Below are 24,663 nucleotides of genomic sequence, written 5' to 3'. Positions count from 1 at the left end.
GCCGACCAGTTTAGGTGTTACCGCAAGTTCCGGGTTACTCCCGGGTAGGTTCGGGTAGCCGTTCTCCCCCGAGACCGTCGATGATCTCCGCGACCTCGTCCGGGCGCTCCGAGACCAGGAAGTGCTTGGCCCGCGGCAGGACGACGACCTCATCGGCGCCGAGGATGTCCGAATAGCGCCGCTGCTTCCACTCCCATAACACCCGCCAGCCGCGCAGCGTCGACGAGGCGACCACGACGACGACGGGCACGCGGGGCATCGGGGCGGTTCGACGCAGGCCGCGCAGAGTCTTGTTCATCGAACCGAAGGCGGCGTTCTCGACGAGCATGGCCAGCAGGAACGGCGGCTGCCCGAAGATCCGGGCTCCCCAACGTCGTTGTTGTTCACCGCGACCCTCGGGAGGCGCCGGCACGACCCGCTTCCACACCTGCAGGCTCGGCCAGCGCTGGATACCGACGCGACTCGTCACCGCACGCGCCGCCCCCATCAGCCGGTGTGCGTTCCCGACCCGGAACGACAACGGCACCAGGCGCCACGGCACGAGCACATAGGAGCCGTCGAGCACGACCACGCCCGCAGTCCGGCCGGGATTCTGCCGGGCGAAGGCCTCCACATACAGCGATGCCAGCGAATGACCCACCACGACAACGGGTTCGGTCACACCGCGGGCATCGAGTACCGCGACCATCCGGTCGACCTCGCCGAGGAGGGTCGGAAGATGTTGCCGCCCGACCGGGCTCGACAACCCGTAACCCGGGCGGTCGTAGCGGATCACCCGCCACGACGCCGAGAGCCGGGCCACCAGCGGGTCGAGGTCGAACCAGTTGCTGCCCAGCGCCGCCATCAGAAGCAGCGGCGGCCCCGACCCCTCGTCGAGCACGTGCAGCCGATGATCCCCGACAGTGACGAACGTGCCCGGCGCTGCGGGTTCGTCACCGTCGGTGGGAGCCATGCGTCAGGCGTCCTGCGGTTTGGCCAGCGGGAAGGCCAGCGATTCGCGGATCGACTGACCGGTGATCAGCATGACCACGCGGTCGACGCCCACGCCCAGACCACCCGTGGGTGGCATCGCGTACTCGAGTGCCTGCAAGAAGTCCTCGTCGAGCTCCATCGCCTCCGGGTCGCCGCCGGCGGCCAGGATCGACTGCTCGGTGAGACGCTTGCGCTGTTCGACCGGATCGGTCAGCTCGGTGTAGGCGGTGCCGAGCTCCACACCCCACGCCACCAGGTCCCAGCGCTCGGCGACGCCGGGCTTGCTGCGGTGCGCGCGCGTCAGCGGCGACGTCGACGTCGGGAAGTCGGTGTAGAAGGTCGGGAACGTCGTGCGGTCCTCGCCGAGGTGTTCGTAGAGTTCCAGCACGATCTGTCCGGCATCCCAGTCCGGGCGGTAGTTGATCTCGAGACGGTCGCACACTGCGCGGAGTTGTTCGACCGAGGTCTCCGCGGTGATCTCTTCTCCCGCACCTTCGGACACCACCTCGTGGACGGTCTTCACCGGCCACTCCCCCGAGATGTCCACGCGCTCTTCGTTTCCGTCGGCGTCGGTACGGATGATGACCGGCTCACCGTAGGCCGCCGTCGCCGCGTGCTGGATCATCTCGCGGGTGAGGTCCAGCATCTTCAGGTAATCGCTGTGCGCCTCATAGGCTTCCAGGCTCGTGAACTCCGGGTTGTGACTGAAGTCGACGCCCTCGTTGCGGAAGTTGCGTCCGATCTCGAACACCTTCTCCACGCCGCCGACGCAGAGGCGCTTCAGGTAGAGCTCCGGTGCGATCCGTAGGTAGAGGTCGAGGTTGTAGGCGTTGATGTGCGTCTGGAACGGTGTCGCGTTGGCTCCGCCGTGAATCTGCTGCAGGATCGGCGTCTCGACCTCGAGGAAGCCGCGCGCGGCGAGGAAGTCGCGCAACGACTTCACCACCAGGCTGCGGATCGCGAGGTTCTTCCGGCTCTCCCCGTTGATCGCGAGGTCTACGTAGCGCTGGCGCACACGGGCCTCGGGATCGGTGAGGCCCGCCCACTTGCCCGGAAGGGGGCGCAGGCACTTGCCGTTGATCCGCCAGGCGTCGATCAGGATCGACAGTTCACCCTTGCGGCTGGTGCCGACGACACCACGCGCCTGGATGAGGTCGCCGAGATCGACGTCGGTGCCGAAGTCGGGAGTGCCCGGGATGACCCGCGACTCCTCGACGAGGATCTGCACCTCACCGGACCAGTCGTGCATGTCGGCGAACACCACCTTGCCGAAGTCGCGCAGACGCGTGACGCGGCCGGCGATGGTGACGACGGTGCCCTCGGGTTCCGTCCGCGCCTGCGCGATGGTGTGGGTGGGCTGGTCGGCGGGCGGATACGGATCGAAACCACGCTCGACGAGCCGGTCCATCTTGTCGAGGCGGACCCTCACCTGCTCGGGCCGGTGCACGATCGAGCCCTCGGGAGTTGCTGCCTCGGCTTCCAGTTCGGCGATCAGCGCAGGCGCGTCGACGCCGGCCGGGATCGACGGCCGGCCCTCGGAGAAGTGCTTGTCCCGACCGAACTTGGGCAGGGTGATGAAACCCTCGGTGACGATCGCGGCCATCCCCACGCGGGGCAGGATTCGGCTGTCCTCGAAGCACAGGTAACGCGACTGCCAGTCCGGCAGGTACTTGGCGTTGGACTTGTACAGCGACTCCATCTGGAAGAACCGGGAGCCGAACATCAAGACGGAGTAGCCGGCACGCATGACCGGGCCGGCACCGATCTGCGGGCCCTGCTCGAAGAACGCGCGGAAAGCCGCGAAGTTGAGCGAGACCTCGGTGATGCCGAACTGCTCGGAGTTGCGGCACAGTTCGGCGACCATCGTCTCGACCACACCATTCGGTCCGCTGCGGTCACGACGCATGAGGTCCAGTGAGACAGCGCGTTTGCCCCACGGCACGAACGAGAGCATGCCGACGACCTTCTCGTCGGGAGCGCCCTCGTCGATGACCGCCTCGACCAGCAGGCAGTCGTTGTCGGACCGATCGCCGACGCGCGACAGGGCCATCGCGAAGCCGCGTTCCTCGTCGGTGTCCCGCCACTCGTCGGCGCGGGCGACGACCTGGGCCATCTCGGCGTCGTCGATGTCGAACCACCGGCGGATGCGCACCGTGACACCCGCGCGCCGGGTGCGGGTGACGGCCTGGCGGACGGCCTTCATCGCCGGCCCGCTCAGGCTGAACTCACGCGTGTGGAGGATGGCCTCGTCGCCGATGTTCAAGGACACGAACCCGGCCGCGTCGTAGGCCGCGGCGCCGCGCGCGCTCGACCCGATCGACGCCGGGTGCCAGCCGTACTTCTCACAGAGGGTGAGGAATTCGGCGATGGCGTCGGGCCACGACTCCGGATCGCCGATCGGGTCGCCGCCGGCCATGCCGACGCCGACTTCCACCCGGTAGGTGATGGCGGCGCGGCCGTCGGGCGAGAACACGACCGCCTTGTCGCGGCGCGTGGAGAAGTAGGCCAACGAATCGTCGTCGTTGAATCGGGTGATGAGTGCGCGGATCAGCGACTCGTCCTCCGCGGTGATCAGCCAGCGCAGTCGCTGCGACCGGAACAGCACAACGGCCGCAGCGATCAGCGCCAACGCACCGAACAGACCGAGCAGACCGTTGACGAAGACATGCGCGTGGCGCCCGTCGAAGGAGGCGTCCTGATCGATCGCGCCGAAGGCGACCACGCGGTTGAACGCGTACGGCAACCGATCTGCCCGGGTGAGCGTGTGGGGGAAGGCCCAGACCAGTGCCCAGCCGAGTAGCGTCGCGATACCGAGACCGACGACGAGGGTGGCGATCGACGCCGGGATCGCACCGCGTCGGACCCGGGTGTGGAACTGCCGGTAGGTGGCCAGCAGGAAGATCAGCGCGCCGAGGTCGATGACCAGGCCGATGTAGATGTTGGTGCGGTCCCAGGCCGTGACGTCGAGATCGTCCTCGAGCGAGGGGATCAGGTACAGCACATTGCCGACCATGAACAGCACGAGGTAGATCACGCCGATCCACCAGGCGATCCGCTTGCGCGCCGACAGCGCGACGGCGATCAGCGCCAGGACGAACGCCCACGCGAAGCTCGTGTCGGGCAGGGTGATGATGTAGTCGTCGACGTAGCGTCTCGGGTCGTGGATCAGCCGCCGGAACGCCGGGATGAGGCTGGACAGCAACGCGATCGTCGCCAGGACGCCGACGACCGTTCCCGCGATGTGCGGCGCGTTACGGCCGAATCCGGTAGGGCGCCTGATCTTGTCGAGAAGGACGAGCGAGCGTCGGTCAGCCGCGGTGGGGGTCCGCCGGGGCGCCTCGGGATGTTCGTCGGGGCTGGACGGGTCGACCGGCGCAAGCGGGGTGTCGGTGGCCATGCGTCGACGGTAGTCGTCCGCGGTGGCGCGCTCGGACACTCCACGCTGATTCGATCATTCGGCGGCACATATCTGCATCGGGACAACGATGCGGTCGTGCCGGTGTGGCCGGTTCCGCGGACACGGGGCATGATCTCAGACTGTGTACGACGTGACGATCCGCGACGACTCCATCCGGCTGGGCCAGTTCTTGAAACTGGCCAACCTCATCGAATCCGGCGCCGAGGCCAAAGAGGTCATCGCCGACGGTCTGGTGACCGTCAACGGTGAGGTCGAGACCAGACGCGGTCGTCAGCTCACCCTCGGCGACGTGGTCGAGGTGGGCGGGATGAGTGTGCGGGTCGCCCGCGAAGAGGTGTGAGAATCCCCCGTTACCGAAACCCCCGGTGCCGATCCTCCCGGATCAGGAACTCACGCCGAAACGCCTGAGCTCGGCCGGCGTGATGAGGCGTTCCGCTTCGGCGGGAAAGGTCGACGTATGGACTCGGCGGCCGCCGAGTCGCCCCCCGGTGAGCGAATTGAGCAATGAGCCCCGGCGGGGCGATTGAAAGGTGTCAGCCAACTTCATGACCAATCACTTCCTGGTGCATTCACTTCGTTACAACGGACTCTGACTTTGATCTACTGTAGCGACAGTACTCATCTCTGTCTCCCGGGTTTTCCGTGGTTTGCACCACTCACCCCGAGCCCCGTCGACATGTGAGATTGCACGTCCCCGGTGTCCCGGAACCGTGACCGTCGTACCTGTCGACTAGATCGATCATGACACGCCGAGCGTTACGTCCCGGGTAGCGACGCGGCATCTACCAGCACCAATGCTACGCAGCGAACGCGGCGGCGTATGCCATCCACTCGGACCAATTCATCCTGGGGTTCTATCGCTCGAACCCGCAGCGCATGCGCGGTTCAAGCTGAGGAACGACCGGCTCAGGCCAGTCCGGCGAGGAAACGGTTGGCCCAGGTGACCGCGCTGACACCGGGCCTGACCTGGAAGTCGCCGTAGGTGCCGTGCGATCCCGACTGCAAGAACTTGTTGAACGAGATGATCTGGTCGCGCGCACGCTTGTTGCCGAGTTCCTGGACGATCGCGCCGGGCCCACCGAGGGTGAGCAGCTCACGAACGATCACCGCCGCCTCGGCCTGGTACTGGAGGATCTGGCTCGGCGTCGGGTCGCTGGTCTCGGCCAGGTATCCGGCGATGCGGGTGATGTAGAAGTCCCGCGGTGTGTTGCAGTACATGTCCGACGGCTCGCAGAGAGTGAACGCCCGCGGCAGGAGCCAGCCCATGCCGTCGATGCGGGGTCCGCCGCTGCCCTCACCGCGCAGGGCCGGACCGACGACGTTGTCCTTGCGGGATCGTCGGGGATCGGAGATCAGGACGACGCCGGCAACCTGACCCGGGCGGATCAAGGCGCGCCCGGTGCCGATCTCCGACGCGAGGTCACCCGCGGCGTCGGCGCCCTGGCTGTACCCGACGAGAGCGATCCGGGTGCCCGGGCACCGCGCCAGCATCTGCAGGGCGAGGCCGCGGGTGTTGGCGACGGCCTGGGCCTTCGACTTCCCGTAGATCGCCTTCTCCCACGGGAACGCGGTCGCGTCGTAACCGACGTACGGGACCTTGGTCTCCGGCCCCAGCCCGGAGGTGACCGCACCCAGGACACCCGGGCTCACGCCGTTGGACCAGGTTCCCGGAACGGCGAGGACGTAGATCTTCGGGCAACCGGCCGGTGCCGCGTCCGCACGCGGCGTGCTCAACCCGAACCCTCCCAATACGGCACACAGCAGAGTGCACATGATGGCGAGGATTCGACGCATGGGCTGCCCCTTCGACGGATGGATCGCGATAGGCCGAGTGTATGGCCACACCCCCCGGGTGTGTAGCCGAGAAAACGAAACTCCCGCCCACCTTCTCGGTGGGCGGGAGTTCTCGTTCGTGGTGGCCGGCAGGTCAGCGCTGCGCGACCTGGGTCGGCACGATCGGGGCCGGCAGATCCGACGCACCGGTGAGGTACTCGTCGGCGGCCGCGGCAGCCGAACGACCCTCGGCGATCGCCCAGACGATCAGCGACTGGCCACGGCCGGCGTCACCGGCGACGAACACGCCCGGCTGGCCGACAGCAGCGAAGCTGTTGTCGCGCTTGACGTTGCCGCGGGCGTCGTACTCGACACCCATCTTGTCGAGGAGATCCTCGCGCTCCGGGCCGACGAAGCCCATCGCCAGCAGGACCAGATCGGCCTCGAGCTCGAAGTCCGAGCCCTCGACCTTCTCGAAGCGTCCGTCACGCATGACCACCTCGTGGGCGCGGAGCCCGGTGACCTTGCCGTTCTCGCCGATGAACTCCTCGGTGTTGACCGAGAAGACGCGCTCGCCGCCCTCTTCGTGGGCCGACGACACGCGGTACATCAGCGGGTAGGTCGGCCACGGGGTCGACTCGGCGCGTTCGATCGGCGGCTTCGGCATGATCTCGAACTGGTGGACGATCTCGGCGCCCTGGCGCAGCGAGGTACCCAGGCAGTCGGCGCCGGTGTCGCCACCGCCGATGATGATGACCTTCTTGCCCTTGGCCGTGATCTGACCCTCGATGGTGTCGCCGAGCTGAACCCGGTTGGCCTGCGGCAGGAACTCCATTGCCTGGTGGATGCCGTCGAGCTCGCGGCCCGGGATCGGCAGGTCGCGGCCGATGGTCGAACCGTTGGCGAGGATGACCGCGTCGAAGTCGGCCCGCAGCTGCTCGACGGTGACGTCGACACCCACGTTGACGCCGGTGCGGAAGACGGTGCCCTCGGCCTCCATCTGCGCCAGTCGGCGGTCGATGTGGCGCTTCTCCATCTTGAACTCGGGGATGCCGTAGCGCAGCAGGCCGCCGATGCGGTCGGCCCGCTCGAACAGCGTCACGTCGTGTCCGGCACGCGTGAGCTGCTGTGCGGCAGCGAGTCCGGCGGGACCCGAACCGACGACGGCCACCGACTTGCCGGTCTTCTTCGACGGCAGGACCGGGGTGACCCAGCCGTTGTCGAAGGCGTTGTCGATGATCTCGACCTCGACCTGCTTGATGGTCACCGGCGGCTGGTTGATGCCGAGCACGCACGACGCCTCACAGGGTGCCGGGCACAGGCGACCGGTGAACTCCGGGAAGTTGTTGGTCGCGTGCAGACGCTCGATACCGTCGCGCCACTGGTCCTTGTAGACCAGGTCGTTCCATTCGGGGATCAGGTTGCCGAGCGGGCAGCCGTTGTGGCAGAACGGGATACCGCAGTCCATGCAACGGCTCGCCTGCGTCTTCAGGTGATCCTTGTCGAAGTCGGTGTAGACCTCATTCCAGTCGAGCAGTCGCAGCTCGACCGGACGACGGTCGGGCAGCTCCCGCTCGGGGTGCTTGAGGAATCCTCTGGGGTCAGCCACGTGCGGCCTCCATGATCGCTTCGTTCACGTCTCGCCCGGTCTTCTCCGCTTCGGAGATGGCCAACAGCACGCGCTTGTAGTCCCGCGGCATGACCTTGGCGAACTTGGTCTGGGCAGTGTCCCAATCGGCGAGCAGCGCTGCGGCGACCGGGGATTCGGTCTCGGCACGGTGTTCGTCGATGATGGCGGCGAGGAACTCGATGTCCTCGTCCTCGAGGGGCTCGAGGTCGACGAGCTCGGTGTTGAGGTTGTCGGCCAGCTTGGCGTCCGGGTCGTAGACGAACGCCATACCGCCCGACATGCCCGCCGCGAAGTTGCGCCCGGTCTCGCCGAGCACCACGACGCGTCCACCGGTCATGTACTCACAACCGTGGTCGCCCACACCCTCGACGACCGCCGTCGCACCCGAGTTACGGACGCAGAAGCGTTCGCCGACGATGCCGCGCAGGAAGATCTTGCCCGCGGTGGCACCGAAGCCGATCACGTTGCCGGCGATGATGTTGTCCTCGGCGACGAAGTCGGCCGGCGCGTTGCGCGCCGGACGGACCACCAGGCGACCGCCCGAGAGGCCCTTGCCGACGAAGTCGTTGGCGTCGCCCTCGAGGCGCAGGGTGATGCCCTTGGGGACGAATGCACCGAAGCTGTTGCCCGCCGATCCGGTGAAGTCGACGATGATCGTGCCGTCCGGCAGACCTTGTGCGCCATAGGTCTTGGTGACCTCGTGACCCAGCATGGTGCCGACGGTGCGATTCACGTTGGTGATCTTCGACGTGAACGACACCCGGGTGCCGTGGTCGATCGCGTCGCGGCTCTGTGCGATGAGCTGCTGGTCGAGCGCCTTCTCGAGCGCATGGTCCTGCACGCCCGAGCAGTACAGGTCCTGGTTCATGAACGGCGATTCCGGCATGGTCAGGATCGACGTCAGGTCGAGCTTGCCTGCCTTCTCCGACTTCCAGTGCGCCAGCGCCTTGGTGGTGTCGAGAGCCTCGACGTGACCCACGGCCTCCTGGAGCGTACGGAAACCGAGGCGTGCCAGCAGTTCCCGGACCTCTTCGGCGATGAACAGGAAGAAGTTCTCGACGAACTCCGGCTTGCCGGCGAAACGCTCACGCAGAAGCGGGTTCTGGGTGGCGATGCCCACCGGACAGGTGTCGAGGTGGCAGACGCGCATCATGACGCAGCCCGAGACGACGAGCGGCGCGGTCGCGAAACCGAACTCCTCACCACCGAGCAGGGCGGCGATCACGACGTCACGGCCGGTCTTCATCTGACCGTCGACCTGGACCACGATGCGATCGCGAAGACCGTTGAGCAGCAGCGTCTGCTGGGTCTCGGCGAGGCCGATCTCCCACGGCGCACCGGCGTGCTTGAGCGACGTCAGCGGCGACGCACCGGTACCACCGTCGTGACCCGAGATGAGCACGACGTCAGCGTGTGCCTTCGACACACCGGCGGCGACGGTGCCCACGCCGACCTCGCTGACGAGCTTCACGTGGATGCGCGCCTTGGGGTTCGCGTTCTTCAGGTCGTGGATCAGCTGGGCGAGATCCTCGATCGAGTAGATGTCGTGGTGCGGCGGCGGCGAGATGAGGCCGACGCCCGGCGTCGAACCGCGGACCTCGGCGACCCACGGGTACACCTTGTGCGGCGGGAGCTGGCCGCCCTCACCGGGCTTGGCGCCCTGCGCCATCTTGATCTGGATGTCGGTGCAGTTCGACAGGTAGTGCGAGGTGACACCGAAACGTCCCGACGCGACCTGCTTGATCGCGCTGCGCCGCCAGTCGCCGTTCTCGTCGTGGTGGAAACGACGCGGATCCTCGCCGCCCTCACCGGAGTTCGAGCGACCACCGAGACGGTTCATGGCGATGGCCAGCGTCTCGTGGGCCTCGGCGGAGATCGAACCGAAGCTCATCGCGCCGGTGGAGAACCGCTTGACGATCTCGCTGGCCGGCTCGACCTTCTCGATCGGGATCGGGTCGCGGTCACCGAAGTTGAAGTCGAAGAGGCCGCGCAGCGTACCGAGACGGGTCGACTGGTCGTCGACCAACTTCGTGTACTCCTTGAACACCCCGTACTGACCGGTGCGCGTGGAGTGCTGAAGCTTGAACACCGTGTCCGGGTTGAACAGGTGGTACTCACCCTCACGGCGCCACTGGTATTCACCGCCGACCTCCAGCTCGCGGTGTGCGCGCTCCGAGGGCCGGTCGCTGAAGGCCAGTGCATGCCGGGTGGCGACGTCGGCGGCGATCTCGTCGAGACCGATGCCGCCGAGCTGGCTGATCAGGCCGGTGAAGAACTCGTCGACGGTCGCCTGGGAGAGGCCGATGACCTGGAAGAGCTGTGCACCGGTGTACGAGGCGATGGTCGAGATGCCCATCTTGCTCATCACCTTGAGCACACCCTTGCTGGCGGCCTTGATGTAGTTCTTGCGTGCGGTGGCGAAGTCGATGTCGCCGAGCACGCCGCGCTCGACCATGTCCTCGATCGACTCGAAGGCCATGTACGGATTGACCGCGCCGGCGCCGAAGCCGACGAGCGCAGCGATGTGGTGGACCTCGCGGGCGTCGCCGGACTCCACCACCAGGCCCACCCGGGTGCGCTTGCGCTCCCGGACCAGGTGATGGTGCACCGCAGCGGTCAGCAGCAGCGACGGGATCGGTGCGTTGGTCTCGTCCGACTCACGGTCGGAGAGCACCACGATGGACACACCGTCGTCTATCGCGGTGCTCACCTCGGCGCGGATCCGGTCCAGTGCGGCGCTCAGGCCCGCGCCGCCCTCGGCAACCGGGTACAGGCCGTAGATCTGCTTGCTGCGCAGGTCCGGGTAGCGGCCGTCCTCGTCGATCCGAACCAGCTTCGCCAACGTGTCGTTGTCGATGGTCGGTTCGGGGATCTCGATCTTGCGGCAGCTGTTCGGACCCGGATGCAGGAGATCGCCCTCGGAGCCGATCGTGTCGCCGAGGCCGGTCACCACCTCTTCGCGGATGGCGTCCAGCGGCGGGTTGGTGACCTGCGCGAAGAGCTGCTGGAAGTAGTCGAACAGCATGCGCGGACGCTTGGACAGCACAGCGATCGGGGTGTCGGTGCCCATCGAACCGAGCGCCTCGGCGCCGGTCCTGGCCATCGGCGCGACGAGGAGGTCGAGCTCCTCGCTGGTGTAACCGAAGACCTGCTGCCGCAAGGCGACCCGGTCGTGCGGCATGTGCTCATGCGGCAGCGCACGCACGTCGTTGACGTCGACCAGATGCTCGTCGAGCCACTCCTGGTACGGGTGCTCGGCGGCGAGTTCGTCCTTGATCTCCTCGTCGTCGACGATGCGGCCGGCGGCGGTGTCCACGAGGAACATCCGGCCGGGCTCCAGGCGCATCTTCTGCACGACGTCGGCATGGTCGATGTCGAGGACGCCGACCTCGGAGGCCATCACGACGAGATCGTCCTTGGTGACCCAGATGCGGCTGGGACGCAAGCCGTTCCGGTCGAGGACCGCTCCGACGACCGTGCCGTCGGTGAAGCACACCGACGCCGGGCCGTCCCAGGGTTCCATCATGGTGGCGTGATAGCGGTAGAACGCACGGTGCTCGGGCTTCATCGACTCATGACGCTCCCAGGCCTCCGGGATCATCATCAGGACCGCGTGCGGCAGGCTGCGGCCACCGAGGTGCAGGAGTTCGAGTACCTCGTCGAAACGAGCGGTGTCCGAGGCGCCGGGGGTGCAGATCGGGAAGATCTTCGACGCGGCGTCGGCACCGAAGGCCTCGGTGTCGATGAGCGCCTCGCGGGCACGCATCCAGTTCTCGTTGCCCGTGACGGTGTTGATCTCACCGTTGTGGGCGACGCGGCGGAACGGATGCGCGAGCGGCCACGACGGGAAGGTGTTGGTGGAGAAGCGCGAGTGGACGAGGCCCAGCGAGCTCTCGACGCGGGAGTCCTGCAGGTCGACGTAGAACTCCCGCAGCTGCGGGGTCGTCAGCATGCCCTTGTAGACGAAGGTGCGGCCCGACAGGGACGGGAAGTAGACGGTCTCGCGGCCGGGGCCGTCGGCGCCGGCGCCCTTGTTGCCGAGCTCGTACTGGACGCGCTTGCGCACGACGTAGGCGCGGCGCTCGAGCTCCATGCCTTCGGCGCCGCCGATGAAGACCTGACGGAACGTGGGCATCGCGTCCCGGGCGAGCGCACCGAGCGAATTCTCGTTGGTGGGCACCTCGCGCCAGCCGAGCAGGGTCAGACCCTCGGACTCGATGACCTTCTCGACGCCCTCACAGGCGAGTCGCGCGTCCTCAGAGCCCTGCGGGAGGAAGGCGATACCGGTCGCGTAGCTGCCCTCGGCGGGAAGCTCGAAGTCGACCGTCTCCCGCAGGAAGCGGTCGGGAACCTGGATCATGATCCCGGCACCGTCACCGGTGTTCGGTTCGGCACCCGCGGCACCGCGGTGCTCGAGGTTGACCAGGGCCATGATCGCCTTGTCGACGATGTCGCGACTGCGTCGTCCGTGCATGTCCACGACGAACGCCACGCCACACGAATCGTGCTCGTTGCGTGGGTCGTAGAGACCGACCGGTCCCGGAGCCTGCTTCATATTCGCCTCACTTTGCGTGCGAAGGGTGCACGCACTAACCGTCGTCAATGATTGGGGCCTACCCCGCCTGTGTCACCGGCTCCGTTGCCGGCCTGATCGCCTGGTGGACCTCGCTGTGCCCAACAGCTTCGTCGTCTGCCACCCCCAAGGGGCTGACCTGGGGCAGAGCCGACACTCACATGGCGGTGGCCCGTCAGCGCCGTTGCTGACGGAATCCTCCGGGCCGCATCGTCGGGGCCCGAACACCCTGCTCATCTCGGCTTCGCGCAGCACTACAGAGGGCGCCCGCGGGCTGCCGTATGAGCATTGTGGGTCATTTTTCCACGTGGGGTGCCCACAATCGAAATCCGGCTACCACAATGGCCGCGACACTGCACGTCAGAGAGAAATCGGGCGTGTACGGACATCACCGACCGGACCGCTTGCGTAACGACACGGGTCCATCACGGCGGCCGGTCGATCGCGACCGGATCGCGGTCAGGTGTCGGGCGGACCATTGCCACGCACCGGACATCGAAGGCCGCTACCTTCAGGTGATGAGCGTCACCTCACCCACGGGCGTCGGCCCCTCCCTCCCCGCGGACGACGAGAACCCCTTCGGGCGGCTCGGTGAGGATCCCCACGGCTCCCTCCGGTCCCGTGCCGTGAACGCCTACCTCGCCCGCGTGACCTGGCCGATGATGCTCGCCGCGCGCCGTAGCCATCCCAGGGTCACCGCGCAGATGATCCGGCGCTCCCGCCCCGGCCTCAACCGCACCATCGAACGGCTCAACCCGCCGCCGTCGGGCACGATGGTCGGGCCGATCCGGGAGACGTTCCGCGGTGGCCAGATCCGCGGCGAATGGGTGACGGGCCGACGCGCCGCGGTTCCGCAGCCGGGCACCCGGGTCATCTACTACCTCCACGGCAGCGGATATGTGGTGTGCTCGCCGCGCACGCACCGCGGGCTCGTCGCGCGGTTGGGCAACCTGACGGAACTGTCGGCGTTCAGCCTCGACTACCGGCTCGGTCCCGAACATCCCTGGCCCTGTGCGGGAAACGACGCTATCCGGGGATACCGATGGCTTCTCGCGCAGGGGTATCGCGCCGAGGACATCGTGATCGCCGGCGACTCGGCCGGCGGGCACCTCGCCCTCGACGTCCTCGCCGTCAACCACGCGACCCGCACCCCGCAGCCCGGATCGATGGTGCTCTTCTCCCCGCTCTACGACCCGACTTTCGATCTGGCCGTGGACAATCAACGCAGCGGCGTCCACGACCCGATCATCAACGCGATCACCGCGCGCAAGATCCTCCGTCTCTACACGCGGACCGCGGACCCCGACCATCCGCGCATGCGCATCCGTCTGACCCCGGAGATGACGCTGCCCAAGACCCTCATCCAGTACGGGGCCCTCGAGGTCATGGGCGCCGATGCCCGGGCCACCCACGCCGAGATCGTCGGTGCCGGTGGAGTTTCGGTGATCCAGGCATGGCCAGACCAGGGGCACGTCTTCCAGCTGATGCCGAGGTTGTCCTCAGAAGCGCGCCTGGCCGTGGAGACCGCGGCCCGGTTCATCACCGTCACGGCACCCACGCGCAGCGACACCGCGAGCTGAGGCGCCACACCCGGCAAAGACACAACGGCCGGTGACGACATTGGGAGATCGTCACCGGCCGTTGCCTTGTCCATCCGAACGAGGACCCATGAGGATCGCCTCCACCACCGGGGATGGCGGGCACGGTATGGAGGAATCCTCAACCGGTCGGCGTGATGGACACGCCCGGTGACGCCGGCGCGCTACGTGGGGGGGCATCGCACGCGACGGCGCCGTCCGGGGCGCCTGGATGGTCAGTCCGCGAACGCCATTCGCGCGCACGCCGTGTCGAGATCGACGACGTCGGCGTACTTGGCGTCGAGATCGAACAGATTCGCGTCGTGCACCGCGGGGTTGCGGTCCCCGCAGGCGTCGGCGACGACCTTCGGGATGAATCCGTGCTGCATGGCATCGGTGGCACTCGCACGCACACATCCCGAGGTCGAGACGCCGGCGACGAACACCGAGTCGACTCCGTTGGCGACCAGTGTTGCCGCGACCGACGTGCCGAAGAACGCCGACGCATACTGCTTGACCACGACGACCTCACCCGCTTGCGGACGCAGCGGTGCGACGAACTCACCCAGGCCGTCCGGATGCCCGGCCTCGAGGACACCCAGCGCGGGCACCTTCCGGACGAAGACACCGCCGTCGGCGAGACCGGGCGTGTACTCCACCCGGGTGTGGACGACCAGGGTCCCCGCGCGGCGAGTCGCCTCGAGGAGCATGGCGCATCGGTCGACGACTTCCGGATCGGGAAGGCAGAACGGCGATCCCGGCCGGAAGTACGCCTCGATCATGTCGATCATCAGCAGCGCGGGCCGGGAACCCCAGCCCAGTGCGCCACCGAATCCCGCCTTCGCGTAGTCGGCGGCGATGCCGTCCGCATCGGTGACCGTGTTCCCGGGATCGTTCACGCAACGACCTCCACATTCTGTTCGCACGCCTCCAGCAAGGCCTCCTCGCTGAGCTCGGACCGCGGCAGTTCCGCCACGACCTCTCCATGATGCAGGACGAGAACACGGTGGCAGATCGCCGCGAGTTGTTCGTGATCACCGGAGAACACCAGGACCGACGCACCGTCGGCGGCAAGGTCGGCGACCCGGTCCAGCAGCTGACGTGACGCGCCGGCGTCGACGCCCTGGGTGGGTTCGTCGAGCAGGAGCACGGTCGGGTCGAGATGCAACCACTTGGACAGCACGATCTTCTGCTGGTTGCCACCGCTGAACTGACGGATCGGCCAATGCGGTTGCGCCGGAACCGCACCGGACTCTTCGACGAGGTCGACCGCCGTCGACCGCTCCTTGCGCCAGTTGGTCGCGACGCCGAACCTGGTGAACGAGCCCAGGCTCGGCAGCGTGACGTTCTCGGCGGCGGATGCGTCGAGCCAGACACCGTCGCGATGACGGTTGCCCGGCACCAACGCCAGACCGGCGGCGATGGCGGCCCGGGGTCGGTTCGGTTCGACGGCGGTGCCGTCGACGGTGACCGTGCCACCGGTACGCGGCAGCTTGCCGGCCAGGACCAGCGGCAGTTCTTCGTGACCCATGCCGGCCAGGCCGGTGAAACCGACGATCTCACCCTTCTCGACGGTGACCGAGAGATCCTTCACCACACCGCCACTCACGTTCTCCAGCACGAGCTGTGCGGGCGTGGTGCCCGAGCGCTCCGGCGGATCCGGGTAGTAGTCGGTCAGTCGCCGGCCGAGGATGTCGGCGACCAGGTCCGAGCGGGTCAGTCCCGCGGTGGACCGGGTGAGAACCCGCTTACCGTCACGCAATACGGTGACGGAGTCGCAGTCGTCGAGCACCTCGCTGAGCCGGTGGCTGACGAAGATGACGCTCGAACCCAGATCGGCGACACTGCGCATCATGGAGGTGACCTGTGCGGCCTCGCTGTGCGACAGCGACGCCGTCGGCTCGTCGAGGATGAACAGGTGACCTTCGTGACCGTCACCGAGTGCACGGACCGCGCGGACCAGACCGACGAGCGCACGCTGCGCCGGGCTGAGGTCGGCGACCAACGTGTTCAGCGGCAGTTCGATGCCGAGACGTTCGGCGATCTCGCGGCAGGCCTTGGCCTCCTGGCGATCGCGCACCCAGCCGAAGCCGCGGGTGCCGTAACCGGTTGCGACGCCGATGTTCTCGAGAACCGTCATCTCCGGGGCGAGACCCAGGTCCTGATGGATGACGGCGATGCCGTGCTCGGCCGGGTTGCGCACCGGCAGGTCGAGCTCGCGGCCGAACAGACTCACCCGACCGCTGTCCGGCCGGTAGTAACCGGCCAGGCACTTGATCATCGTCGACTTGCCGCTGCCGTTCTGCCCGCACAGCGCGTGGACCTCGCCGCGCTTGACCTCCCAGTCGAGCGGGTGCAGTGCGTAGTTGCCGTCGAACTGCTTCGAGAGACCCTCGATCTGCAGGGCGGGACCCGCGGTACCGCCCCCTCCCCGGCCCGGGAGGGTGGCGGCCGCCGACTCCGGCGTCATCACGCGGCTCCGCGACGCTTGCCGACGAGCTTGGCGAGGGCGACGGCGATCATCAGTGCCAGACCGTTGAACAGCGGGCTGACCCACGATGCCGCACCGCCCAACTGGAGACCGGTGATGCCGACGACCAAGAGGTAGACCGCAACGAGGGTGCCGATCGCGTTGAAGCGGCCGACGGTGATCGCGGTGGCACCGAGGAACGTCGCAGCGAACGGGGCCAGGAGGTACTGGCTGCCGATACCGGGATCGATCGCGCCGAGGTTGCCGACCAGGATGATGCCGATCAGCGCGCCGGTCACACCCGAGACCACGTAGGTGATGGTGCGGATGCGTGCCACCGAGATACCCGCCAGCAGAGCGGCATCGCGGTTGCCACCGATGAACAGCATGTAGCGGCCCATCGGGGTGCGCTGGTACACGAACCACAGCACCGCCACGAGCAGCCAGCCGTACCAGGTGGTCATCGGCAGGCCCAGCAGCTTGGCCCGCGACAGCTCGACGTAGAAGTCCGGGACACCGGTGACGATCTTGGAACCCGTGATGGCGTACCCGATGCCCGAAAGGGCCGTGAACATGCCGAGTGTCGTGATGAACGAGTCCACCCCGACCTTGACGACCAGGAGGGCGTTGATCAGGCCGACGATGAGCCCGACCGCCAGCGCAGCCGGGATCACCGCGGCCGGCGAGTACCCGTTGGTCGACATGACCGCGACCACACACGCACTGGTGACCATGACGCCGGGGATGGCGAGGTCGAAGTCATCGGTCCGCAGCGCCAGGGTCGCGGCCAATGCGAGGAGCAGGATGATCGCCTGCGAGTTGACCATCGCCGAGACGATGCCCGTCGACCGGAACTCGGGCAGGAAGACGGCGCACAGCGCGAACGCCAGCACGAGAAGGCCGACCAGCGCATAACGTTCCACGAACGACGTGGCCGGGCGGGCTTTCGTGGAGCTGGCCACCGACTCGGTCGGTGACTTCTGGATCGCCGGTGGGCGAGAGGTGGGCGCCGCGACGGTGCCGAGGTCATTGCTCATGATGTCTCCGTGTGTGAGCCGCGGGCATGGTCAGCCCGCGTGCCGATCAGTTCTTGGACCAGGCCTCTTTGAAGGCGTTCTGGAAGTCCTTGTAGTTGGGGTTCACGTCCGCGTTCGAGTCGCCGACGTTGGTCTCGTCGACCAGTCGGGTGGGGATGACGATGCCCGAGGGCTGGGCGCCGGTGACCGAGCGAATCGCGTTGTCGACCATCACCCAACCGAGCCACGCCTCCGGCGGAGCCGCCATGGTGACGTCCTGGCCCTTGCCCGAGCGGATCGAGTCGAGGCTGGTGGCGATGCCGTCCCGGCCGAGGATCTTGGCATCGGGGTTGGTCATGGCGACGGTCGGCTCGACGAAGGTGACGCCCGAGTCCCAGTTCGTCATCACGTAGGTCGTGTCCGGGTTGCGCTTCATCGCCGTCTCGACCTTCTGCGGAAGGTCGGTGGCGGCGTTGGCCAGGTCGATCTCCTGGATGTCCAGCGAGCAGTCGTCCGGGCAGTTCTCGCGGTAGACCTTCTCGGCGCCGTTGGCCATGTTCTGGTAGATCTCGATCGCGGTCGGCTGCGCGAAGAACGTCGACGCCGAGCAGTTGGAATCGACCAGCGTCCATGCGGCGAGGGACGCGCCGTCGGCGGTGTAGTCGGCGCTCACGTTCGCGAAGACACCGTTGGCCAGCGGGGCCGATGCGTCACCCGACAGGGCGTTGATGACCGGGATGCCCGCGCGCGCAGCGTCGTTGAGCGAACCGGACAACATGGCCGGCTCGATGCCGAGCAGGACGATCGCGTCGGCCTTCTGTGCGATGGCCTGCGCCATGCCCTCGTTGAACTTGTTCGTCTGTCCCTGGCCGTCGTACACGGTGGCCTTGACGCCGGCGGCGGCCGCGGCCTCGTTGAAGCCCTCGGCGGCAGCGGAGGTGAATTGGTTGGTGACAACCATGATCATCCAGATGTTCTTGCCCTTGGCGGCAGCGAGATCGAGCGGGACCTCCGGCACGATCAGCGGGGTGGCCTCGCGGGCCTTGTCGACGATGGTGCCGGCGGCCTGGGTGCAGGCGTTGCTGACCTTCTCACCGGAAGCGCTCGACCCGTTGTCGGCCGTTGCGCTGGTACAACCTGCGAGCAGGGCGCCCGCGGCGACCGTCGTGAGCATCCAGGATGCTGTCTTCTTCATCGGTTCTCCTCGAAAAGTGTTGTGCAGAGAAAAGGTTCGGTGGCGGTCGGCTCAGTGCTCGCGCAGGAGGGTGCCGAATCCGTGGATCTGGTCGGTGACACCGTTGGACCGCAGCGCGTGCCACCAGGTGGCTGCATTGATGGCGATGACGGGCTTGCCCAGCCAACGCTCGGCTTCGTCGGCGAGGCCGACCATGGACAGGTTGGTGCCCACCTGGACGATGGCGTCGACGTCGGGTCCGTCGACCTCCAGGATCGCCTTTCGCAGCTCGTCTTCGCTGACCCGGGCGATGTCCACCGCGGAGGGGCAACGCAGCCCCTTGAGGTTGACCACGTCATAGCCGGCCTCGGAGAGGAAGAGGCGCACGTTCTCGTCGGCGATCGGCTGGTAGGGGGTGACCACGCCGAGACGCTTGGCGCCGAAGAGGTCGAGTCCGCGTCGCACGGCGTCGGCCCCGGTGGCGAGCTTGAGGCCGGAGAAGCTCTCGAGCTGTTCGGTGAACTGGCGATTGCCTTCCACACCGCCCCAGAAGGTCTCGGCCGACATGCCCATCACGAGGTAGTCGGGGTCGCAGGTCAGCACTCGCTCGCACGCGGCGTTGATCTCGGCGCGGATCTGTTCGAGAAGACCTTCGAAATCCTCGTTGCTGCTCAGCGTTTGGTCGCGGATGTGGATGCGGCCGACGTGAGGCGTCACGCCGGGCACCGTCATCCGGTAGTAGTCCGGCTCGACGACCGTGTTCGTCGAGGGGGCGAGGACGCCAAAGACGTTGCGGTAACCAAGAACGTCAACCATGAATCTCCTTCGGGGGAAAACTGCACACAATCCGGGGTTCGTGGGGTCTTTTGTGTACATGGGGGTCGTGGCAGATCACTGCTTCGCGTCAAACCATATGGCAGGACCACAGGCCAAGAGTAGCCCGGATCGCGCCGGTTAACAGGGTATTTACCAACCGATTGGTCCCGGATCCGGCGGCGGAGTGCTCCAAAACGCTGTTTAGCAGCATTAAAGGAAGTTGGACAGTTGTATACATGTCCACTGCGCAGGAGGCCGCGGCCGGTCATACTGAGCAGGCAGCCCGACCACGAAGACCAGGCTGCGCCCGGAGCCGGCCGAACACCCGGTGGGGCAAGCAGACAGAGGAGTAGCCATGGCCAGTCAACGAACCGTCCTCACGCTGGACGACGCCGAGGCCGTGATCGCGGCGGCGCGCGCGAAGGCAGCCGAGATCTCGGTGCCGATGGCGCTAGACGGTATGGGTGACTCCCCGATGGTGTGTTGGGGGGTTGCGGGCCGGAGCCTCACGCACAAAGACTCGTGGGTTACCGAGCAGGAGGCGCCTGCCCGGCCTATCCGACATTTGTGGGAGGCCCCGGTGTTTACAGAGCGTACGAGTGTAGGACTCGATGTGCACGCACGATCGATCGTCGCGGCTGCTCTTGACGGCCAAACAAGTGAGCTTCATCAGGCGCGGCTGACGCCGTCGTTTGAGCACGTCAGATCATGGCTGGCGACGTTGCCAGGCCCTGTCGCGGTGGCCTATGAAGCCGGTCCGACCGGCTTCGGGCTGTACCGGGACCTGACCGCGGCAGGGATCCGCTGCGAGGTGGTTGCGCCGAGCAAGCTGCAGCGTCCGGTCGGTGACCGGGTCAAGACCGATGTGCGCGACTCGATTCACCTGGCGAGGTTGCTGCGGCTTGGCGAGACCACTTCGGTGTGCATCCCGACTGTCGCCCAGGAAGCCGCGCGTGATCTGGTCAGGGCCCGCGAGGACTGTCGGGGTGATTTGATGCGGGCACGTCATCGGTTATCGAAGCTGTTGCTGCGTCACGGCCTGGTCTATGACGGTGGGACGGCCTGGACCGGCGCGCATGACCGGTGGTTGCGAACAGTCGCAGCGTCGGCGTTGACCGGGGCGGCCACACGGGTGGCCTTCGATGCCGATTACGAACACGTATTGACGATGAAAGCTCGACGTGACCGTTTGGACGTGGCGATCGTAGCGATGGCCGGTGATAGTGAGTTCACCCCGATCGTGCGGCGGATGTCGTGCCTGCGTGGAGTGAGCACGCTGACCGCGTTCGCGTTGACCGCGGAGATCGGTGATTGGGATCGGTTCACCGGCAACAGCATTGGCTCATTCGTCGGGTTGGTTCCCAGCGAATATTCTTCAGGAATGTCGCGGGTGCAGGGGGCGATCACCAAGACCGGCAACACCCATGCCCGCCGATTGCTCGTCGAAGCAGCCTGGCACCATCGGGCGCGCTATCACGTCGGTGCGGTGATGCGGGAACGCTGGGAACAGGCTCCCGCAGCGGCTCGGGTGCGTGGCGATGAAGGTAACCGTCGCCTCCATCAGCGGTGGGTGAACTTCCTTGACCGCCGGAAACGCCCCGTCATTGCCAACGTCGCCATCGCGCGTGAGTTGGCCGGCTGGTGCTGGTCGTTGGCCGTGATGGACTGCTGACAGCAATTGGCCTGCTTTATGAGCCGATCGGTGGTGACAGCGCGTGGATCGACCCGCGATACAACTATGAGCAAACCCGGTCATGGGTTGACGCTCGACCCTAGACACGCGGTCGCGATCCAGCCGAAACCCCTTCCTGCGGTACCCAATCCGCGAATATCAGTCTGACCGCGCGTCGTGATACGACACGCTCACCACACAGATCGCTCATGAAGCACAGAGGTACCGCCGGGATAGCTTCCCGGCGGTACCTCGCCCTGCGAACTTGGGCCTGGTGCACGGATAGGTGACAGGGTTAGTCACGCGGCCTGAGGGGCCTCGTGGTTGATGATGGTCTCGAATTCAATGGGGGTCAATCTGCCGAGGCGGTCCTGTCGTCTGCGGCGGTGGTAGGTCCGTTCGATCCAGTGCACGATGGCGGCCCGGAGCTCGTCTCTGGTGGCCCAGGATCGACGGTCGAGGACGTTGTTCTGTAGCAGCGAGAAGAAGCTCTCCATCGCCGCGTTGTCACCACACGCACCGACCCTGCCCATCGACCCGAGCATGCCGTGCCGGGTGATGGCCTTCTGCATCTTCTTCGAACGAAATTGAGACCCTCTATCGCTGTGCAGAACGCAGCCGGCCACGTCCCCTCGCCTGGCGACAGCGCTGTTCAGGGCGGCCACGGCCAGGCGGGACTTCATTCTCGAGTCGATCGAGTACCCGACGATCCGGCCCGAGTAGACGTCCTTGATCGCGCACAGGTACAGCTTGCCCTCGGCCGTCCAGTGCTCGGTGATGTCGGTCAGCCACAGCTCGTTGGGGCCGGGCGCGGTGAAGTCTCTCTTGACGAGATCGTCGTGTACAGGCGGGCCGGCCTTGCGGTGCTTGCCGCGGCCTCTCTTGCTGATGGTGCTGGTCCAGCCGCCGGCGGAGCAGATCCGCCACGCCGTCCGCCGGCACATCTTCTCGCCTGCGGCTTCGGCCTCGTCGGCGAGGTAGCGGTAGCCGAACTCCGGGTCTTCGCGGTGGGCGTCGAACAGGGCGTTGGCCCGGTACGCCTCGGCGAGCTCGGCGTCGGTGATCGGGTTCTTGCGCCACCGGTAGTAGGGCTGGCGAGCGATCTTGAGTACCCGACACGCCACCGTGACGGGGATGCCGTCAGCGGCCAGCTCACTCACGAGCGGGTACCACCTTTTCCCGGCAGATTCGCTTGGGACAGGTACGCCGCCGCCCGGCGTAAGACCTCGTTCTCCTGTTCAAGCAGGCGCACACGCCGCTTGGCCTCGCGCAGCTCACGCGATTCGGCCGACGTGGTGCCGGGCTTGATCCCGGCCTCCACGTCGGCCTTGCGGATCCACTTGTTCAGGGTCATCGGGTGGATACCGAAGTCGGCAGCGATCTGTTCGAGAGTCACACCGTCTTCACGGTTCTGGGCGACGCGGACAACGTCGTCGCGGAACTCCTGGGGATAGGGCTTGGGCACAGCTGGCATCCTTCCAGGCCGCCCGGCAGGGCAAGCCAGATCAGATGTCACCTACTCGTGCACCAGCCCCCTTGACAAACTTCTCTACATATCAGTTGTAAGACCCGGGCAGGTTGTGAACGTGTAAGCGTTCGATCGGGGTGAGTCCGCCGATGCCGGTGTGGGCTCGGTGGTGATTGTAGTGGTGTAGCCAGTCGTCGTAGGTGGCTGCGCGGGCGGTCTCTGAGGTGTAGAACTCGGCGTAGGCCCATTCCGAGGCCAGGGTGCGGTTGAATCGTTCGACCTTGCCGTTGGTTTGCGGACGGTAGGGACGGGTCTTCTTGTGCTTGATCTCGGCGCCGAGGGATTCTGCGAAAACCTTTGAGCGGTAACAGGCGCCGTTGTCGGTCATCACTCGTCTCACAGTGATCCCATGTTGGCTGAAGAAGGCGTTGGCGCGGTCCCAGAACTGCGCGGCGGTCTCTTTGCGTTCGTCGGTGAGGATCTCGGAGTATGCCAGCCGGGAATGGTCATCGACGGCGTGGTGCAGATACGCGTACCCCGGGCGGTGTTTCTTGTTGTGCCGGTTGCCGATCGTGCGCCCGAGTTTGCGGTGGCCGCCGCCTTCGGGGATGCGGCCGAGTTTCTTGATGTCGATGTGGATCAGGTTCTCGTTGCGGATCAGGGCCGCGAGCGACTCGGGGCTCAGCTCGGCGGCGGTGCTCTGCTTCCATGCAGACATTGGTCGTTCCTTTCGAGCGCTCTATTGCATACTTTCGTCCGCAGACAGGTCCGGGAACGGCGCAGATTCTTAGCATTGCATACAACTGCCGGTCCGTGGTTGCGTCCGCGTTACGTCTGTCCCGGATTGTCAGATGACGCCCGACGTCCGGAGTTCGTCGATGTCGGAAGGGGTCCGGGAGAGGGCGTCGCCGAGGACCTCGGCGGTGTGCTCGCCGAGTTCCGGTCCCAGCCAGCGGATCGTGCCCGGCGTCGACGACAGCTTCGGGGCCACGTTCTGGACCGGGAAGTCGCCGAAGACCTTGTGCTGCAACGTGACGATGCCCTCACGTGCGGCGAAGTGCGGATCGGCGAGCATGTCCTTGGCCTGGTAGATCCGACCGGCCGGAACACCTTTCTCCTCGAGCAGGGCCAGGAGATCCTCGGACTGTTGGCGGCGGGTCCAGTCGGCGATTCGGTCGTCGAGTTCGAGCTGGTTCGCCCCGCGTTCGGCGTGGTTGTGGTAACGCGGATCGTCGGCGAGTTCGGGCTCCCCCATCGCCTCGGCGAGACGGCGGAACACCGTGTCCTGGTTCGCCGCGATCAGGATGCTGCTGTCGTCGGCGGTGGGATAGACGTTGCTGGGCGCGACGTTGGGCAAGATCGAACCGGTGCGCTCACGCTGGTAACCGGTCAGCTGGTACTCCGGCACGGTCGATTCCATCAGGGACAGCACTGCCTCGTAGATGGCCGAGTCGACAATCTGACCACGGCCGGTCCGGCGCACGCCGTGCAGAGCGGTCAGTGCACCGATGGTCGCGAAGACGGCAGCGAGCGAGTCACCGATCGAGATGCCGGTCCGGCTCGGGAGGCTGTCGGGATCGCCGGTGATGTAACGCAATCCGCCCATCGCCTCGCCGATCGAACCGTAGCCTGCGCGAGGCGCATACGGTCCCGTCTGACCGTATCCGGTGACCCGCACCATGATCAGCTTCGGGTTGAGTGCGCTCAGCTCCTCGTAGCTCAGACCCCACCGCTCCAGCGTGCCCGGACGGAAGTTCTCGATGAGGATGTCGGCGGTCGCGATCAGGTCCCGGGCGATCTGCTGGCCCTCCGGAGTCCGCAGGTTGCAGGTCACCGACTTCTTGTTGCGACCGACGACCGGCCACCAGAGTGACTGCCCCTGAGCGCTTTTGCGGCCCCACTGACGCATCGGATCCCCCTTGCCCGGGTCCTCCAGCTTGATGACCTCGGCACCGAAATCGGCGAGCAGCTGGCCGCAGAACGGCCCGGCCAGCAGCTGGCCCATCTCCACGACGCGCAGATCGGACAGCGGACCGACCTGGTCGTGCTCGGGGGCGATTTCGACGGTTTCGTTGCTCATCTCGTACTTTCTGTTCGTTGGGAG

At 66.6% G+C, this 24,663-nt stretch carries 15 protein-coding genes and 1 pseudogene; 3 read left to right on the top strand and 13 right to left on the bottom strand.

The annotated features are described in order from the left end of the window. Positions 1-34: 34 nt before the first annotated feature. Together PWF70_RS00950 and lysX are read right to left on the bottom strand one after the other, a co-directional pair. Positions 35-952 carry an alpha/beta fold hydrolase gene (locus PWF70_RS00950; protein ID WP_006358872.1) on the bottom strand — a complete coding sequence of 306 codons (918 nt, stop codon included), beginning with the start codon at positions 950-952 and terminating at the stop codon, positions 35-37. A gap of 3 nt (positions 953-955) precedes the next feature. Then, complete coding sequence (gene lysX / locus PWF70_RS00945) at positions 956-4,369, bottom strand: bifunctional lysylphosphatidylglycerol synthetase/lysine--tRNA ligase LysX (protein ID WP_051405981.1); 3,414 nt, start codon at positions 4,367-4,369, stop codon at positions 956-958. Between the two features lie 142 nt (positions 4,370-4,511). On the opposite strand from lysX, the gene PWF70_RS00940 reads away from it, so the two are divergent. Beyond that, on the top strand, positions 4,512-4,730 hold the full coding sequence (locus PWF70_RS00940; protein WP_035754190.1) for an RNA-binding S4 domain-containing protein: 219 nt from the start codon (positions 4,512-4,514) through the stop codon (positions 4,728-4,730). 566 nt (positions 4,731-5,296) lie between these two features. Here the strand turns inward: PWF70_RS00940 and PWF70_RS00935 are convergent. The 3 genes from PWF70_RS00935 to gltB form a co-directional block, all read right to left on the bottom strand. Beyond that, on the bottom strand, positions 5,297-6,184 hold the full coding sequence (locus PWF70_RS00935) for a cutinase family protein (RefSeq protein ID WP_006358875.1): 888 nt from the start codon (positions 6,182-6,184) through the stop codon (positions 5,297-5,299). 133 nt (positions 6,185-6,317) lie between these two features. Then, positions 6,318-7,772, bottom strand: a complete 1,455-nt coding sequence (locus PWF70_RS00930; RefSeq protein WP_006358876.1) for a glutamate synthase subunit beta — start codon at positions 7,770-7,772, stop codon at positions 6,318-6,320. After that, positions 7,765-12,348: a glutamate synthase large subunit gene (gltB, locus tag PWF70_RS00925; RefSeq protein WP_286352811.1), complete on the bottom strand. Its 4,584-nt coding sequence runs from the start codon at positions 12,346-12,348 to the stop codon at positions 7,765-7,767. The genes PWF70_RS00930 and gltB overlap by 8 nt, the downstream gene beginning before the upstream one ends. 536 nt (positions 12,349-12,884) lie before the next feature. On the opposite strand from gltB, the gene PWF70_RS00920 reads away from it, so the two are divergent. Further along, a complete protein-coding gene (locus tag PWF70_RS00920) occupies positions 12,885-13,946 on the top strand; it encodes an alpha/beta hydrolase fold domain-containing protein (RefSeq protein ID WP_279957421.1) in 1,062 nt (353 codons plus the stop codon). A 233-nt stretch (positions 13,947-14,179) separates the two neighbouring features. Here the strand turns inward: PWF70_RS00920 and PWF70_RS00915 are convergent, their stop codons facing one another. The 5 genes from PWF70_RS00915 to PWF70_RS00895 are packed head-to-tail and all read right to left on the bottom strand — an operon-like array spanning position 14,180 to position 19,419. Then, positions 14,180-14,842 (bottom strand): isochorismatase family protein, encoded by a 663-nt coding sequence (locus tag PWF70_RS00915; RefSeq protein ID WP_279957420.1) that lies wholly within the window; start codon positions 14,840-14,842, stop codon positions 14,180-14,182. Then, positions 14,839-16,413, bottom strand: coding sequence for a sugar ABC transporter ATP-binding protein (locus tag PWF70_RS00910; protein ID WP_035754188.1), 1,575 nt, complete (start codon positions 16,411-16,413; stop codon positions 14,839-14,841). The genes PWF70_RS00915 and PWF70_RS00910 overlap by 4 nt, the downstream gene beginning before the upstream one ends. Beyond that, positions 16,413-17,450 (bottom strand): ABC transporter permease, encoded by a 1,038-nt coding sequence (locus tag PWF70_RS00905; RefSeq protein ID WP_279940002.1) that lies wholly within the window; start codon positions 17,448-17,450, stop codon positions 16,413-16,415. The genes PWF70_RS00910 and PWF70_RS00905 overlap by 1 nt, the downstream gene beginning before the upstream one ends. A gap of 46 nt (positions 17,451-17,496) precedes the next feature. Next, complete coding sequence (locus PWF70_RS00900; RefSeq protein WP_279957419.1) at positions 17,497-18,624, bottom strand: substrate-binding domain-containing protein; 1,128 nt, start codon at positions 18,622-18,624, stop codon at positions 17,497-17,499. A gap of 51 nt (positions 18,625-18,675) precedes the next feature. After that, positions 18,676-19,419: a maleate cis-trans isomerase family protein gene (locus PWF70_RS00895; protein WP_279939999.1), complete on the bottom strand. Its 744-nt coding sequence runs from the start codon at positions 19,417-19,419 to the stop codon at positions 18,676-18,678. Positions 19,420-19,999: 580 nt separating this feature from the next. Between PWF70_RS00895 and PWF70_RS00890 the strand changes: the two genes are divergently transcribed. Next, complete coding sequence (locus PWF70_RS00890; RefSeq protein WP_286352994.1) at positions 20,000-21,091, top strand: IS110 family RNA-guided transposase; 1,092 nt, start codon at positions 20,000-20,002, stop codon at positions 21,089-21,091. A 299-nt stretch (positions 21,092-21,390) separates the two neighbouring features. On the opposite strand, the gene PWF70_RS00885 is transcribed toward PWF70_RS00890, so the two are convergent. The 3 genes and pseudogenes from PWF70_RS00885 to PWF70_RS00875 all read right to left on the bottom strand — a co-directional run bounded on the left by PWF70_RS00885 (position 21,391) and on the right by PWF70_RS00875 (position 24,639). After that, positions 21,391-22,556, bottom strand: a protein-coding gene (locus tag PWF70_RS00885; protein ID WP_085948641.1) for an IS3 family transposase whose coding sequence is annotated in 2 segments (ribosomal slippage) — positions 21,391-22,269 and positions 22,272-22,556 — 1,164 coding nt in all. Because the reading frame shifts where the segments join, the coding sequence is not laid out codon by codon here. Positions 22,557-22,647: 91 nt separating this feature from the next. After that, positions 22,648-23,205, bottom strand: a pseudogene (locus PWF70_RS00880) (integrase core domain-containing protein); the annotation flags it as partial. A 201-nt stretch (positions 23,206-23,406) separates the two neighbouring features. Next, positions 23,407-24,639 (bottom strand): CaiB/BaiF CoA transferase family protein, encoded by a 1,233-nt coding sequence (locus PWF70_RS00875; protein ID WP_035755735.1) that lies wholly within the window; start codon positions 24,637-24,639, stop codon positions 23,407-23,409. Positions 24,640-24,663 lie beyond the last annotated feature (24 nt).

This window comes from Gordonia sp. Swx-4 (genome assembly GCF_030316175.1).
GTDB lineage: Bacteria > Actinomycetota > Actinomycetes > Mycobacteriales > Mycobacteriaceae > Gordonia > Gordonia alkanivorans.
The sequence above is the reverse complement of the archived record's forward strand: the minus strand, read 5'-3'. Positions and strand labels throughout refer to the sequence as shown.

Coding starts and splice junctions, on each gene's coding strand:
- PWF70_RS00950 (WP_006358872.1), bottom strand. CDS start 952: ATGGCTCCCACCGACGGTGACGAACCCGCAGCGCCGGGCACGTTCGTC.
- lysX (WP_051405981.1), bottom strand. CDS start 4,369: ATGGCCACCGACACCCCGCTTGCGCCGGTCGACCCGTCCAGCCCCGAC.
- PWF70_RS00935 (WP_006358875.1), bottom strand. CDS start 6,184: ATGCGTCGAATCCTCGCCATCATGTGCACTCTGCTGTGTGCCGTATTG.
- gltB (WP_286352811.1), bottom strand. CDS start 12,348: ATGAAGCAGGCTCCGGGACCGGTCGGTCTCTACGACCCACGCAACGAG.
- PWF70_RS00920 (WP_279957421.1), top strand. CDS start 12,885: ATGAGCGTCACCTCACCCACGGGCGTCGGCCCCTCCCTCCCCGCGGAC.
- PWF70_RS00910 (WP_035754188.1), bottom strand. CDS start 16,413: ATGACGCCGGAGTCGGCGGCCGCCACCCTCCCGGGCCGGGGAGGGGGC.
- PWF70_RS00905 (WP_279940002.1), bottom strand. CDS start 17,450: ATGAGCAATGACCTCGGCACCGTCGCGGCGCCCACCTCTCGCCCACCG.
- PWF70_RS00900 (WP_279957419.1), bottom strand. CDS start 18,624: ATGAAGAAGACAGCATCCTGGATGCTCACGACGGTCGCCGCGGGCGCC.
- PWF70_RS00895 (WP_279939999.1), bottom strand. CDS start 19,419: ATGGTTGACGTTCTTGGTTACCGCAACGTCTTTGGCGTCCTCGCCCCC.
- PWF70_RS00875 (WP_035755735.1), bottom strand. CDS start 24,639: ATGAGCAACGAAACCGTCGAAATCGCCCCCGAGCACGACCAGGTCGGT.